The following is a 14828-nucleotide window of genomic DNA, read 5'->3' on the forward strand; positions in this document are numbered from 1 at the left end:
TATATTGACTACTCTATTAACTACTCTAAAATCTTGGCAAATTACTATTTTTACTTGCCTATAGACTGAATCGACTTGTTAATCCTGCCCATAAGCTTTTCTGGCAAAGGCGCAGTTCCAGCAGCGCCTTGAGCCGCAGCCTGACCATCTTTGCTAGTAACGTAGCTAAGCCAAGACTTTGCAAATCGTGCTGTTGCAGCATCTTTGTAAGCACCGCACACAATATCGTAAGAAACTAGCACAATTGGGTAAGCGCCTTTTTCTTCCGTCTTGTGGTTTATTTTAACAACAACGCGGTGCTTTGATTTTGCTGCAGCATCTTCGTCAACCTTTGAATCATTAACGGTTATAGAGCCACCTTCTGGGCTAATCTCGTTGTAAGAATCTCCCACTTTTACTGCCACAGTTCCAAGCTTTCCAACTTGCGAAAAGTCCGCGTATCCAATCGCTCCGTCTGCCATGCGTATTGTGGAAACAACGCCAGACGTGCCTTTTGCGCCCTGACCCACGCTATTTGGCCAATTTTCGCTAAGATCGTAGGACCAATCGCTTGGCGCAACGTCTTTTATGTAGCTTAAGAAGTTCTGCGTTGTGCCAGACTTATCGGACCTGTGAACAACTGTAATCGGCTTATCTGGTAGCTTTAGCTTTGGATTTTGCGATTTAATCGCATCATCATTCCAACGCGTAATCTTGCCGTCGAAGATTTTTGCGATTGTAGAAGCATCCATATTTATGTGTTTTCCAGCATCCGAAATGCCTTTTAGATTAAAGATTACTGCGATTGGAGAAACGTATACTGGAACGTCGAAAGCCGTAGTGCCATTAGCACAAACCGACTTTGACTTTTCTAACTCGTCGTCGCTTAGCGATTTATCGGACCCAGCCCACGCTGTGGCTCCCGTCATAAACGTTGTAACTCCTGCACCCGAGCCAGTTGGATTATATGCGATTTTTGCGCCAGGATTTTTTGATTGGAATCCTGCAATCCACGCTTCTACAGCAACCTGCTGGGAAGATGCACCCGAACCTTGGAAGTTTCCTACGATTTTTGCGCTAGTATTTGCGGACGATTGCGAATTACTTGCAGGAACATTATCTCCACAAGCTGCAAAGCTCACTAAAGTTGCGGACGCTAGCAATCCTGCTGCAATCGCGCGAATGTTCAAATTTGTGTTCAACTTGATTGATTTATTTTTTACTGCATTATTTTTTACTGCATTTTTACGCATATTCTTCATTCCTTTCAAGAAGAATTGCCATCATGCCAGCCAATCTGCGTTTCTCGTATAACCTACCGCAAATTTTCCTCTTAAACTATTTAAACTAATGTCTAAAACTGGCATCTTTTATTTCTTATTACCTTTTTTCTTCTATTAACGATGCCAATCATAAGAGGGGGGTAAAAACCTTGCCGCCAAAATCTGATTGCACTCAGAAAATGGCGGCATTTAGCGCTACTCGCCTTTTGTTTGGCGATGCAGCACGTCGGCGACCACATCGGCGTGTTGAATTCTACAAATTCCTAGCAATATTTACCGTCATTTTTGCAGCTGTATCCGCGTATTCGGATATGTCGAAAGTGTGGAACTCCTCGTATTTTGTGTCTGCATTGTCGCTCATTGCGCGCACAACTAACGCTGGAACGTCGTTTCTTGCAGCAACGTGAAGAATCGCAGCGCCTTCCATTTCTACAGCATCCGCTTGAGTCGCCTCAATAACTTCCGCCACTTTTTCGGGCGTGTCTACAAAATATCCACCAGAGGCGATTGTTCCCAAAATGTGGTTAATGCCCATCTTTGTTAAAACGCTGTCTGCAGTTTTAAGAAGATAATCGTCTGAATGATATTCGTTTGTAAACGGCTTCCACTGATTAATCATGCGCATGTCGGTGTCTAAATATCTTAATGTTTTTCCAAGAACAACATCATTCGTATGCAAATTTTTATTGAGATTTCCCGCAATTCCCGAAAAGATTACGGCCTGCGGCTTGTACGCATCAATTAAATACTGTGCGGTTGCAGCTGCATTTACAAGACCCATTCCGCCAACTGTTGCAGCGACTTCGATTTTTCCGCCATCTTCGCATTCAAGCACACCGCAAGATACATCTAAGCTGGCTGCCTTATTATGCTTAACATTGCTAAGAGAACCGGCAATGTGCGCAACTTCTTCTTCCATAGCGCCAATAATGGCAATTTTTGTAAACTTAGGCATTCGTCAAATCATCCTTTAATCTTGTGCATTGAATTGCGTCTAATCAAAAATACGCTTACACAACACATAATAACAAAAGATGCGGTTGCAATTTTTAGCAAAGCGCTGCACGTGAATTCAAACCAAGGATTTGTGGAGGGAACATTCAAAAAACCCATGATTGAATCGTGAAACGCAATAAACCCAAAGAAAGACGCTATTAGCAAAACGCAAATCGTAGAGCCAACAACAAGACGCCATCCGCGCACAAAAACGCAAAGCACAATCAACGTAATAAAAGGAACAATAACGCTAAACCATAGTGCAGAACAGGTAACAACAGTGTAGCCTTTGCTGTGAGTGCCGCGATACCACGCAAACGCCAGAAGAAATGCGCCAGCAAGCAGAAGCGCAAAAATCGCGTATCGCGCGATCGTCAGGGCGCGGCTTAAAACGCTTTTATCTTGGGGAAGATTGTTACGATTGGGGGCTGGCGATTCGCACATTTTGCACTCCTTTGTTCAAAAATGCTGACTATTTGGGGATTTATTGTACCGGTTTACACCTAAAAAAAAAACACGGCGTGTCGCCATACAATCGCACTACAAATTTGCATAGATTATGCCAAGTGCGGTGGAGATTCGAGATTTTTCGCAGCGAATGAAGCGAACCTCAGCATGAAATGGTGATTCGCTGAAGTAGCAAGAAAAATCGAGAATCTCGGTGATTAAAGACACGCAAAAGTTCTAGACATTCAGAAGGTTTGATGTATTTCTATACGAGCAATAAAAGAGGAGCGTAGCGACGGGACTTGCGAGGAGAGAAATACTCAAACCTCGCGCAATACCAAGTAAGAAATAATGCTCTATAACACGCGAACGCAGAAACACCCAGCCCTCACACAACAGTAAATAGGAAAAGCGCGCTATACGAATCAAGACTTAATTCGGCGAGAAGAAACAGACTGCGCAAGAGTGTTAAGCAAACGCTCGGTATCTTCCCAAGAAATGCATCGATCCGTAATCGACTTTCCGTACTCAAGCTCACTCAAAGGCGCAGAATCTTGGTTTCCGCCTTGCAAGAAGCTCTCCATCATAACGCCTTTAATGCCTTTTTCGTCATGTGCAAAACGATCCGCAATATCTTGCACAACTTGAATTTGGCGATTCTCATCTTTGCCAGAGTTTCCGTGCGAGCAGTCGATTACAACGCCATTAGACGCCACGCAATTCGTGCCAAGCCTCAATCGAACTGAAGCAACGGCAGCTGCAACAGAAGATGCGTCGTAGTTTGGACCTTTGCTAGAGCCGCGCAAAACAACATGACAATCAGGGTTTCCAAGTGTTTGTACAGCACAAGCGCGTCCAAGATGGTCGATTCCAAAGAAAGTATGATGCTGACTAGCAGCCAAACATCCATTGACGGCGGCCGTAACAGAGCCATCCGTTGCATTCTTAAATCCGACTGGCATAGAAAGACCGCTAGCAAGCTGGCGATGAATCTGCGATTCCGTGTTTCGTGCGCCAATCGCACCCCAGCTAACCGCATCTGCAATAAACTGCGGGCTAGTCGGCTCCAAAAACTCGGTTGCTGCAGCCAAACCAGCGTCCAAAACGCCAAGAAGCGTGCGACGCGCCAAAAGCAAACCCTTGTGAATATCGTGCGTGCCGTCAATATCGGGGTCGTTAATCAAGCCCTTCCAGCCAACTGTTGTGCGCGGCTTTTCAAAGTAAACGCGCATAACAATCAAAAGCTCACCTTCGAGCTTTGCGCGCAAATCAGCCAAACGAGAAGCATAGTCAAGAGCTGCCTTAGGATCATGCACAGAGCACGGTCCAACAATAACAAGAAGTCGGTCGTCATCTCCATTAAGGCATCTGCGGATTTCATCGCGTGACTCTGCAACAATATCTTGCGCATACGGAGAAAGTGGCAACTCACCAAGCACTTGTGCAGGAGTGGGAAGCGGCTCCAACTCCAACACGCGACGGTTGATTATACGATCTACTCCAACCTGGTCTTCCCAGCGCTCGAATTTAGATGAATCGAGTGGATTTTTCCCTTCTTCAACAGCTTTTTTAACAGCACGAGCATCCGAGTGATTTAAGGCGTTGCTGTTAAACGATTTACAATTAAGATCACTTGTACTAGGCTCAATACCACTAATATCGCTGCTATTAATATCCAACTCCATAATCACCGCCAATCTTAAGCACAAAACACCACAGCTTCAGCCAATAATCTAATTAAATCAGATCCCAATCAAGCTAGATCAAGAAAAATCAGCCTAAACTAATCTAAACCATCTTATCGGTTTTCAGCATCAGTTATTTCTCGCACTTTCTCAACATCGTGTCTCACAGCATCCTTAAGACTTTCAACAGAATCGAAGGCATGTTGAGGACGTAAGAATTGCGCAAATTCAATGCAAATGCGATGACCATACAAATCCTGCCACTTATCCGTTAGAGCATAAGCTTCAACCACACGATTTTCACTATCATTAGGATACGTGGCAGAATCGTCGCCAAAATCAGAGATAGAATCAGTTTCAAAGATATCGCCAGAATCACCAGAAACTACATTCTTAACAGAAGCACCTTCATTCGACTCAGCAAAAGTTGGCTTAGTTCCAATTGAAATCGCAGCAGCCCAACGCCATGGCGAATGAACTCCAAGATGCAACTCATCCTTGCGCAAAACGCCAACACTCGGAATGTTAGAAGAATGCAAACTATCGGCACTAGCCTCGTCCGCATCTAAATCAACAATCCAACCAGCGTAAACTCCATCAACAGGCACATACCCATCAATACGCTCGCCCAAATTCACTGTTGGGAAACCGATTTCACGACCGCGCTCGGCACCATGAACCACAATACCCTCAACTCTATGCGGTTGACCAAGAACATCCCTAGCATCGCGAACCCTACCATTCGCGAGCATCCATCGCACATTCGTAGAGCTCCAAGCACGAACCTTCTTATTCGGCATACCTTTACTCCAAGCGCGATATTCCGCCTTGTTCATACCATCCGCAGGGTCTTTTGGCTCTCCATCTTCAGACGGCACTTCTGGCACAATTGGGTCTGGAACACGAACATCCCCTGGACCAAAATCGTCTACCACAACCAAATCAAAAACGCCCGTAGCTTGCGCAAGCTCCTTAATCGCATGAACATTTCCAGCTCTACGCGCTCCAAGGGCTGCATCCGACCCTAGCACAAGTGCACGCATACCAAGTTTTCCAACAAGCTGCCCTAGGAAGAATCTGTATGATTTTGCAGCAAAAGCTAAGCTATATCGAACAATAATCACATGATCCACGTCTAACTGCTGCAAAACCCTAAGACGCTGACGAACACTTGTTAACGCCTGCGAATCCACTGGAATCTGCGCGTTATCTCCAAAATCGTCGAATAAATCTGGGTTTTCATGAACCACGCTTGGTCGCGGATCAAACATTATAACCACAGAAAACGCATTGTTTTTGCGAGCAAGATCAACGGTGCGTTCAATAACTTTTCTATGCCCTAGGTGCATGCCGTCAAACACACCTATAGTAACAATCGCTTTACGCTGAGCACTTAATGTTGGCCAATTAATCATGCCGTTGGCATCTGGTCGAATGTTGATGACCTTCATCATATCCTTACTATTCGCAACTATCCGAAATAAGCAGCATTACTGCCGCGAACCCTTATTTTCACACTATTAACTATTTTACCAGCAAACTAGCTTTGTACAAATACCACAATAGGTTTAGCTTCTATTTGATTTGTGTTTTTTTCATTTTTTTCTTGTGACTTATAGAACGCGCTGCTTCTCCCTGCGGTTGCTGGCGACTTTTCAGCGGTTTCCAGAACTGCAACAACATCGTTTTGATCATCTTTTTCGGCTTTTACGTATGCAATAGCATTTTTTCCACTAATCGCAGGAATCACTATTTTTCTACCAAAACGCAAGTCTTTAGCCTGATTTTCGCTAATTTCAACTGTTTGCATGGTTAATTTTGCGGATTCAAACATACTTAGAACACGATTTTGTAAATCATAGTTTTTTTGTGCAGATTTTTTGCAAGAAGAATCTCCAGATAAGTCGCAAGCAACCGAACTGTTAGAAACACTGTCAGAAAAATAGTCAGAAACACTATCGTGTCTGTCAGCTACAACAGCCTTTGCGCGAGTCTGAGTCACGCCATTCTTGTCCGTAAATGTACGAATCCTAGTTTCAAGCTTAAGAACCCTATCATCTTCTACCGAAAATTCACCAATTCGAGTTCGCCTAAGACTTACTAAATGTCCTCCTACACCAAGAACACGCCCTAAGTCGCGAGCAAGTGCGCGAATATACGTGCCGCTAGAACAAGAAACACTCGCACGCACATCAACAACTTTTACACCGCTTACACCCACATTAAAACGCGCATCCAGTAGAGAAAAGTCATGAATAATAACTTCTCTCGGCTCTAAATGAACATCTTTACCTTCACGCGCTAAGTCATAAGCACGCACACCGTTTATTTTAATAGCCGAAAAAGCCGTTGGCGTTTGCATAATATGCCCAGTAAAATTCTCAGCGATTACACAACGCAATTCTTTAAGAATCTCATCAGTATTTGCAGAGTTTAGAATGCTATTTTCATCATCAACACTTGAAACGACATCACCATCTGCATCATCCGTATTGGTTGATTCGCCAAGACGAATCACAGCCTCATAAGTCTTATCGTGACCAAGCAAATAGTTAAGCAAGCGAGTGGCGTTACCAAAACCAAGAATCAGCAATCCTGTAGCCATTGGGTCAAGCGTTCCCGCATGACCTACGCGTTTAGTGTGCAACAATCCTCTTGCACAAGACACAACGTCATGGCTGGTAACGCCTTTCGGCTTATCTACTAATAAAATGCCTGAAGATGATGTTTGAGAACTACTCATTACTAAATTTTATTTGATTAATTATTTGATTTAAAACTATAATTCCGAATGAGCAGAATCATCTAAATCGTCGGTTGCTGGCGACTTATCTTCTACAAAATCGTTTTCGCTGTTCTCATAATCCTCATACTCGTCGGAGTCATCAAAATCATCAGAATCGTCGGAATCGTCAAAATCCTCATCTTCACGAGGCTTTTTATACGGATCCTCTTCACCAGCGTACCGAGCATTTTCTCGCGCTTTAACTAGCTCCTCATCACGCTTACGCGCGGCGACCAAAATGTCTTCAATCTCATGAGCTTCACTAGGAACCTCATCGTAAACAAATTGGATTTGAGGAGTTAAACGCAATCCAGCCTTAGCTCCAACTAGAGCGCGCAAACGCCCCTTAGCCTGCTGCAAAGCTTGGGCTGCACGCTGACGCTCACCCTGCTCTTTACCAACAGTACCAAGCTGTGTCCAATACACTTTAGCGATCTGCAAGTCGTTAGTAACTCTCACTTCTGTAATAGTCACATTAGCAAGTCGCTTATCGTGTAAATGAGCCTCCATGTTGGACGCAATCACTCTGTGAATCAGAGCCGCAATTCGCGCGGCTCTAGGGTTTGTTCCTGCCATAATTACTTGCGCTCAATCTGCTTCATTTCAAAGGTTTCGATTATATCGCCAAGCTCAATGTCGTTAAAGCTGCCAAGGTTAATGCCTGCCTCGTAGCCTTCGCTAACGGATTGAACATCATCCTTGAACCTACGCAAGCTGGAGATTTCAAGATCGTTAACAGTAGCAACACCGTTACGCAAAATACGGCACTTTGTACCGCGCTTAACTTCGCCGTCTTGAACCATAACGCCAGCAATATTGCCAAACTTGGAAGAACGGAAGATTTCACGAATCTCAGAGTGAGAAGTAACAACCTCTTCAAACTCTGGCTTAAGCATACCCTTCAAAGCAGCTTCAATATCTTCGATAGCCTTGTAGATAACAGAGTAGTACTTAACTTCCACGCCCTCGCGGTCTGCCAAATCGGCAACCTGACGGTTTGGACGCACGTTGAAGCCAATAATCACAGCCTTATCAACTGTTGCCAAGTTCACATCGTTCTGAGTAATTGCACCAACACCGCGGTGAATAACCTGAATTCCAACTTCGTCGGAAACCTCAATCTTCATCAAGGAATCTTCCAAAGCCTCAACAGAACCAGAAGAATCACCCTTAATAACAATGTTGAGCATATCAACTTCGGACTTAGCGAACTGTTCCTTAAGGCTTTCAAGAGACACAACCTTGCGACGCTTAGCGAGCTGAGCTGCACGCTCTGTAGCTTGGCGCTTTTCGGCAATCTGGCGAGCGGAACGATCGTCGGATGTGACTAAGAACAAGTCTCCTGCAGTTGGAACAGAAGTCAAACCAAGCACCTGAACTGGCGTAGATGGACCAGCTTCCTGCAAGTGGTTGCCATTTTCGTCGAGCATTGCGCGAACACGACCATAAGAGGTACCTGCAACAATAGAATCTCCGACTTTAAGAGTGCCTTGCTGAACAAGAACAGTAGCAACAGCGCCACGACCCTTATCAAGTCGAGCTTCAACGGTTGCACCACGAGCATCCATGTTTGGATTTGCCTTAGGGTCAAGCTCAGCGTCAGTTGTCAAAAGAACAGCCTCAAGAAGCTTATCTACGTTAGTTCCCTGCTTTGCGGAAATATCCACAAACATGGTGTCACCGCCGTATTCTTCTGGCACAAGACCGTACTCTGTAAGCTGACCGCGCACCTTATCTGGGTTTGCTCCAGCAACATCAATCTTGTTTACAGCCACAACAATAGGCACGTGAGCAGCCTGAGCGTGGTTGATTGCCTCAACAGTTTGAGGCATAACGCCGTCGTCTGCTGCAACAACAAGAATTGCAACGTCTGTAAGCTCTGCACCACGAGCACGCATAGCAGTAAACGCTTCGTGGCCTGGGGTATCCAAGAACGTAATCTTGCGCTTGTCTCCGTCTAAAGTAACCGTAACCTGATAAGCGCCAATACGCTGAGTAATTCCACCAGCTTCTCGAGCTACAACATTCGACTTACGAATAGTATCGAGTAAGCGAGTTTTACCGTGATCAACGTGACCCATAACGGTAACAACTGGAGGACGAGTTACAAGATTATCGTCTTCTTGAAGTTCCTCTTCATCCAAATCAATGTCGAACTGTTGAAGAAGCTCTTTATCTTCTTCTTCTGCAGAAACGAGATTAATATTCCAACCGATTTCTTCGCCAAGAATCTGGAATGTTGTTTCATCCAAAGACTGTGTAGCTGTAGCCATTTCTCCAAGATGGAACAAAACAGTCACCAAAGCAGCTGGATTTACATCAATCTTTTCTGCCAAATCAGAAAGCGTTGCACCTTGACGAAGTCGAATCGTAGCGCCATTTCCAGAAGGAATACGCACGCCGCCAATCACTGGTGCTTTAAGCTCTTCGTATTCTCTGCGCTTTGCAAGACGATTCTTTCGAGCCTTAGAGGACTTTCCACCCTGACGACCAAATGCGCCTGCAGCACCTGCGCGACCGCGACCACTGCCACGAGATGGACCAGCATTTGGAGCGCCTGCAGCCGCAGCTTGGAAACTTGCAGCCTGATTTGCATTAAAGCGCGATTCTGCAGACGGACGAGAGCTTGCGCCATTACCGCCGCCCTGACGATGTGAACCAGACCACTGCGAAGAGCGGTTCGAACCATTACCGCCGCCCTGACGAGCGCCTCCGCGACCACCGCGACCGCGACCACCGCCGTTGCCATTACCGCCGCCCTGACCAGGCTTTGCTCCACGAGAATTTTCTGCAGCAGCGCCTGGACGTGACATTGGGTGAGGACGAGGAATATCACCAGGTGTAGGCGCGCGCATACCTTGCTTTCGGCTGAACGGATTGTTACCTGGACGAGGAGCAGAACCAGAGCCAGCACCCTGATGCGGACGAGGGCGTGGAGGCATCTGAGAAGAACGATCTGACTTAGAAGAACGATTTTCCCCGCGCTTATCGCCTCGTGCATCGTTACGATTTTCGCCACGCTTATCGCCTCCACGCTTAGAATCAGCGTTAGCGATAGCATGTGGCTTTACGTGACCAGCAGAAGGCTTAGGAATTACACCATTTGGAGTGGAAGATGAATGATTTTCTTTATTGTCACTATTATCATGATTATCATGTGACTTTTGCGAAGAATGCTGTTTTTCCGAAGCTTTTTCTGAAGACTTATCCAAATTTCGTTTTTCAGCATTATTCTGAGCCAACGACTCCGATTTATTAGAAGAATGATTAGTCTTATTCGAAGAATTATCAGCATTCTTATTTGCAGCAGGTTTCGCATCATTCTTTGCAGCAGACGATCCAGAAGATGATCCAGCGGACGCAAACTCTGTTTTTAATCTACGTGCAACAGGAGCCTCTACTGTTGAAGACGCGGACTTAACAAATTCGCCCATGCTCTTCAACCGCTCCAACACGGTTTTGCTGTCTACACCAAACTCTTTAGCTAGTTCGTATACGCGCTTTTTTACCACTCAGTGTTCTCCTCAGTCTGTGGCAGCGCAAAACGAACGCAGCCACTTTATATTTTTATAAGATTCTTATTCTTATGCTCTTTAGTGAGATACCTCATAATGCGATATCTCATCGTGCGACCATGATTTCAACCATGATTTTCTGTACCTCGTTCCCACTAGGCAGAAAGCTGCGCATAAGCCCAAATTGCAGCTTTCAGCATACTCGAAACGTTGGATTCTCGGGAGTGTCGCTAATGCTAATCCACGGGATGTTACTCTGCTGAAACCTTAGAATCAGCATTCATTTCTTCCTGCTTCTTAGCATGTTCTTCCGCAGACTCAATACCAATCTTCCAACCAGTAAGTTTTGCTGCAAGCCTTGCGTTTTGACCTTCCTTACCGATAGCAAGAGAAAGCTGAGAATCATGAATAAACGCTACAGCCGTCTGGCTCTTTTCACTAACAACATGAACCTGTGTTGCTGTTGCTGGAGAAAGAGCAGCGGCAACAAACTTCGCTGGATCTTCCGACCAATCAACAATATCTATTTTTTCTGGACCAAGATTCTCCATAACAGCACGAACACGAGAACCACCAGGACCGATCAAAGCACCCTTTGGATTAACACCTTCCGTGTTGGCACGAACAGCAATCTTAGTGCGAGCGCCAGCTTCGCGAGCAATAGCCATAATCGAAACTGCTCCAGAAACAAGTTCTGGAACTTCGCGCTCAAAAAGTCTACGAACAAGATCAGGATGAGACCTAGAAACAACGATTTCTGGACCACGCAAACCACGAGCAACGTTCACAACGTAAACACGAATACGCTCACCATGACGATATCTTTCGCCTGGAACCTGCTCACGACGCGGCAGAATCGCCTCAACATCTCCAACAGCAACATGAATATTAGAAGGATCTTTAGAATCCTGCTGCACAACGCCGTTAATCAACTTTCCTTTTTGTCCAGAAAAAGCACCAAATACGCGGTCATCTTCTACTTTACGGAAAAGTTGAGTAATAACCTGACGTGCCGTAGCAGCAGCAAGACGTCCAAAATCACGAGGTGTATCATCGTATTCTTCGCCAAGAGTTGGTGCTGGATGAGGATTATCTTCCGTAGGAACTCCAGGAATCTCGTCTTTTGCCCACACTGTAAAGCTGCCAGCACGCTCATCTAATTCAACGCGAGCATGCCTAGCTGGGTGAGAAGTCTTCATGTATGCAAGACGCAAGGCCTCGGCGAGTGCCTCGTCCAGCTCCTCGGCATTAATCCCCTGCTGCGCCGCAAGCTGATGCATTCCCGCCAAATCCAATTCCATCGTGCATGTCCTCCTGTTGAAAATTCATTTATAAATTCACTTATAAAATTAACTTATTTTTCTTTTATCGCGATTAGCACACAACAAACGCGTTAAAATCTAAATCTAACAACGGTTGTAAAGCACAAAATCTTATGACTGCAATTGAAAATGTTAAGCATACAATGCCAAACGCAAAACAAGCAAACATTGGTCACAGTCACGGACTATTTTAGTAGATTATGCAGACACAGTTTGTTTTGTTAAGAAGCCTATTAGAGCGCACAAAACACAATCAAAAGCGCAATCAAAAGCATACGCAAAATCATCTTTTAATAGTTGCAGCATTAATGGCAATAACAATGCTTTTCAGTGCATGTTCTAGTACAAAAGAATTAAAAAACAACAATCTGCATTCTTTGCAAAACCACGAACCTTGCTACAAAATTATGCAAAAAGCAAAATCAAGCCAAGAAAAAGTGGATAAAAAAATAAATAACTTAACATCTAAAGACTTAAAGAATGCTTCTGACACATGGAAAAAAGTCTCAGTTCAATGTAACAGTAGATTCGCTCAAGGCGTTGTGTTCAGTGCCCAAAACATTTGGAAATTAGCCAATTTAAATCAAACTGGAAATTCTGAAACAATTAAGCTAGCTGAGCAACTAGAATTAGACGCTTACAAAAAAATCCAAGACTTTGCAGACAATAACAAAAACCTATACTGGAATCATGATCCGCTAGCAAAAGCAGCTGTAGCACAAGACAAACTCGCATTTCTATTGCAAACGCTAGCTGCTAGAGATGCAAAAAACGTTTCACTTCGGCAAAGCGACATGACGGCTACAATTTCAAACACACTTATGCACTTTGCATCAAGTGGAAGTGACTTGCGTCAAAAAGTCTATGAGATACCTCAGCAAAACTTGGAATCAGGAATCGCTAAAGACAACGCCACAGGAAAAGAACTACCTATTGTTGCAATAGCCTATATGGATTGTGCAAGAGAAGAACTAGCCGCGTTAAATCAAACGATTTTCCCCATAAACAAAGACGGAAAAATAAATAATGATGCGATTGTAAGTATCGAAAATCAAGATTTTATAGGTGTACTTGCAGATATCGTAGTTTCGCACATAATAAGCGCGTATTCAAACGGATATCCAACTGACGATTCTGCAATCTTTGAACAATAAGCGCACTAACCTAGCAACTTCGAGCAAGCTAGGCGCACTCGAGTAGACTAAACCACACTTGACCAGACACCTGCTGCGTCAATCGAGACGCAGCAGGCCGCGTTCGCACAAAAAGCACGGTGTGCTTTTTGTGCGAACGCGGCGCATTAGCCTAGCTTGAAATCCTAGTGATTTCAAGCTAGGCTAATGCGCCCATTGGGTCCCACGCTGGTAAAACAATTGCTGGCTCTTCAAGCGCCTTACGATACTCCTCTGGCAAAAGCGCCTTAGGCACAGCAACCTCATACACGTACTCAGTAAACCAATCGTCACTCATAGTAAAGTAACCCTTGTCGGCAATATCCGCGCCCCAAGAGTTCTCAACGCGCCAGCGGCGAGTAGTCGTGCCATCTTCCGCAACATCAACCCCAGCAAACGCCATCGCATGATTCATCGCCGAATCAGCAAAACGCACACGCTGCTCCTTGTTTAAATCAAAATCAACGCCATAAACGCGATCATACTCAAACAAATCCGTAGCCCAAGCACCGTTTACACGATCCATCATAGGATGGCAATCCGCACCAAACCAAACTGGAATGCCCTGCTCAACGAGGATCTTACGCACACAATCCTTCATAAACTGATTTGGTACGTTCAAATATTCCGTAGCGTCTCCACCAGCAACGTTACCCAAGTGCTCAATCGCAATCTTCTTGCCCTTTGGATGCTCCGCACGCGGGTCGTCTACTAGGCAAACGTAATCTTCCAGCCCAGCCGTAACATACTTCTTCCAAAACTCAACTGGCGTAATCTCGCCATCGCGATGGAACTTTCCGTCCTCGTCCGTCCATTCCCAGTCGAAGCTCTTTGGCGGCTCACCCAAGTGGATTGTAAGAATCCTATGACCTGCAGCAGTTGTTTCCGCAATTATGTCGTCAATATCTGCAGCGTTAGCGTACATGTGTGCAACAGCTGTTCGCAGCAAACGGCGAAGCTGAGTGTTCATAGCGTCCGTATCTTTAGACGATTCCGTTTCTGGATACAAGTCTTTAGGCACGGCACCATACTTCTTATAGACGTTCATAGCCATTGTCCACTGACCGCCGTCACCCATAACGTCGTGCAACAAATGCTGTACTAGTCTAGAATCAGCTGGTTCACCAGAGCGAACAAGAGCAGCAACATCCTTTAAGAAATAGTTGATTCGCTCAAGTTTATCGAAATACATTGCGTAATTTTGCGAAAACTCAAAATCCTTAACTTTAAGCGTTTTTTTAGCCACAAATCGCGCAACGTTCAAAGAGCTAAATAGCCAGCAGCGACCAGAATGATCCTGATGCCTCGCGTCACCATTATCCACAACCGTTGAGAATCGGCGCTGCAATAAACGCGCGCGGTCATAGTTGCGCGCTACCTTGTCGATTCCAGCGGCAGTAACACCGTTCATTGCTAAACGATTCAATGGATTTGCGTCAAAATCGTCACGCAAACCTTGCAAAGCCTCGGCACTTAATTCAGAGATCTCAGTCACTGTCTAACCTTTCTTGTTTTTCCTTATTTTATCTTTATTTTTTATAGTTTATTTTAGCTTTTTATGCAAATCTTCGGATGCTTGCGACTTTTCCGTGGAATCTATTTACTACTTTTCTTTATGAGTTTTCACTTATAAATACGCCACAC

At 44.9% G+C, this 14828-nt stretch carries 11 protein-coding genes; 1 reads left to right on the forward strand and 10 read right to left on the reverse strand.

Annotated elements, in window-relative coordinates:
- Positions 1–50: 50 nt before the first annotated feature.
- The 9 genes from pstS to nusA all read right to left on the reverse strand — a co-directional run bounded on the left by pstS (position 51) and on the right by nusA (position 11991).
- Positions 51–1232: a phosphate ABC transporter substrate-binding protein PstS gene (gene pstS / locus ACJV45_RS05475; protein ID WP_032836838.1), complete on the reverse strand. Its 1182-nt coding sequence runs from the start codon at positions 1230–1232 to the stop codon at positions 51–53.
- A 283-nt stretch (positions 1233–1515) separates the two neighbouring features.
- On the reverse strand, positions 1516–2217 hold the full coding sequence (gene mtnN / locus ACJV45_RS05480; RefSeq protein WP_419397826.1) for a 5'-methylthioadenosine/S-adenosylhomocysteine nucleosidase: 702 nt from the start codon (positions 2215–2217) through the stop codon (positions 1516–1518).
- A gap of 8 nt (positions 2218–2225) precedes the next feature.
- Positions 2226–2702 carry a hypothetical protein gene (locus ACJV45_RS05485; RefSeq protein WP_419397827.1) on the reverse strand — a complete coding sequence of 159 codons (477 nt, stop codon included), beginning with the start codon at positions 2700–2702 and terminating at the stop codon, positions 2226–2228.
- 428 nt (positions 2703–3130) lie between these two features.
- Positions 3131–4390, reverse strand: a complete 1260-nt coding sequence (locus tag ACJV45_RS05490) for a 3-deoxy-7-phosphoheptulonate synthase (protein ID WP_419397828.1) — start codon at positions 4388–4390, stop codon at positions 3131–3133.
- A gap of 113 nt (positions 4391–4503) precedes the next feature.
- Positions 4504–5841 (reverse strand): riboflavin kinase, encoded by a 1338-nt coding sequence (locus tag ACJV45_RS05495; protein ID WP_419397846.1) that lies wholly within the window; start codon positions 5839–5841, stop codon positions 4504–4506.
- Between the two features lie 89 nt (positions 5842–5930).
- Positions 5931–7133, reverse strand: a complete 1203-nt coding sequence (gene truB, locus ACJV45_RS05500) for a tRNA pseudouridine(55) synthase TruB (RefSeq protein ID WP_419397829.1) — start codon at positions 7131–7133, stop codon at positions 5931–5933.
- A 36-nt stretch (positions 7134–7169) separates the two neighbouring features.
- Positions 7170–7751 (reverse strand): 30S ribosome-binding factor RbfA, encoded by a 582-nt coding sequence (rbfA, locus tag ACJV45_RS05505; protein WP_419397830.1) that lies wholly within the window; start codon positions 7749–7751, stop codon positions 7170–7172.
- Positions 7752–7753: 2 nt separating this feature from the next.
- Positions 7754–10687 carry a translation initiation factor IF-2 gene (gene infB, locus ACJV45_RS05510; RefSeq protein ID WP_410309181.1) on the reverse strand — a complete coding sequence of 978 codons (2934 nt, stop codon included), beginning with the start codon at positions 10685–10687 and terminating at the stop codon, positions 7754–7756.
- A 254-nt stretch (positions 10688–10941) separates the two neighbouring features.
- Positions 10942–11991, reverse strand: coding sequence for a transcription termination factor NusA (gene nusA / locus ACJV45_RS05515; protein ID WP_004111973.1), 1050 nt, complete (start codon positions 11989–11991; stop codon positions 10942–10944).
- Between the two features lie 221 nt (positions 11992–12212).
- On the opposite strand from nusA, the gene ACJV45_RS05520 reads away from it, so the two are divergent.
- A complete protein-coding gene (locus tag ACJV45_RS05520) occupies positions 12213–13166 on the forward strand; it encodes a hypothetical protein (protein ID WP_419397831.1) in 954 nt (317 codons plus the stop codon).
- 178 nt (positions 13167–13344) lie between these two features.
- On the opposite strand, the gene ACJV45_RS05525 is transcribed toward ACJV45_RS05520, so the two are convergent.
- A complete protein-coding gene (locus ACJV45_RS05525) occupies positions 13345–14679 on the reverse strand; it encodes a C1 family peptidase (protein ID WP_004118354.1) in 1335 nt (444 codons plus the stop codon).
- Positions 14680–14828 lie beyond the last annotated feature (149 nt).

It is taken from the genome of Gardnerella lacydonensis (assembly GCF_048545055.1).
Classification (GTDB): Bacteria; Actinomycetota; Actinomycetes; order Actinomycetales; family Bifidobacteriaceae; genus Bifidobacterium; species Bifidobacterium vaginale_C.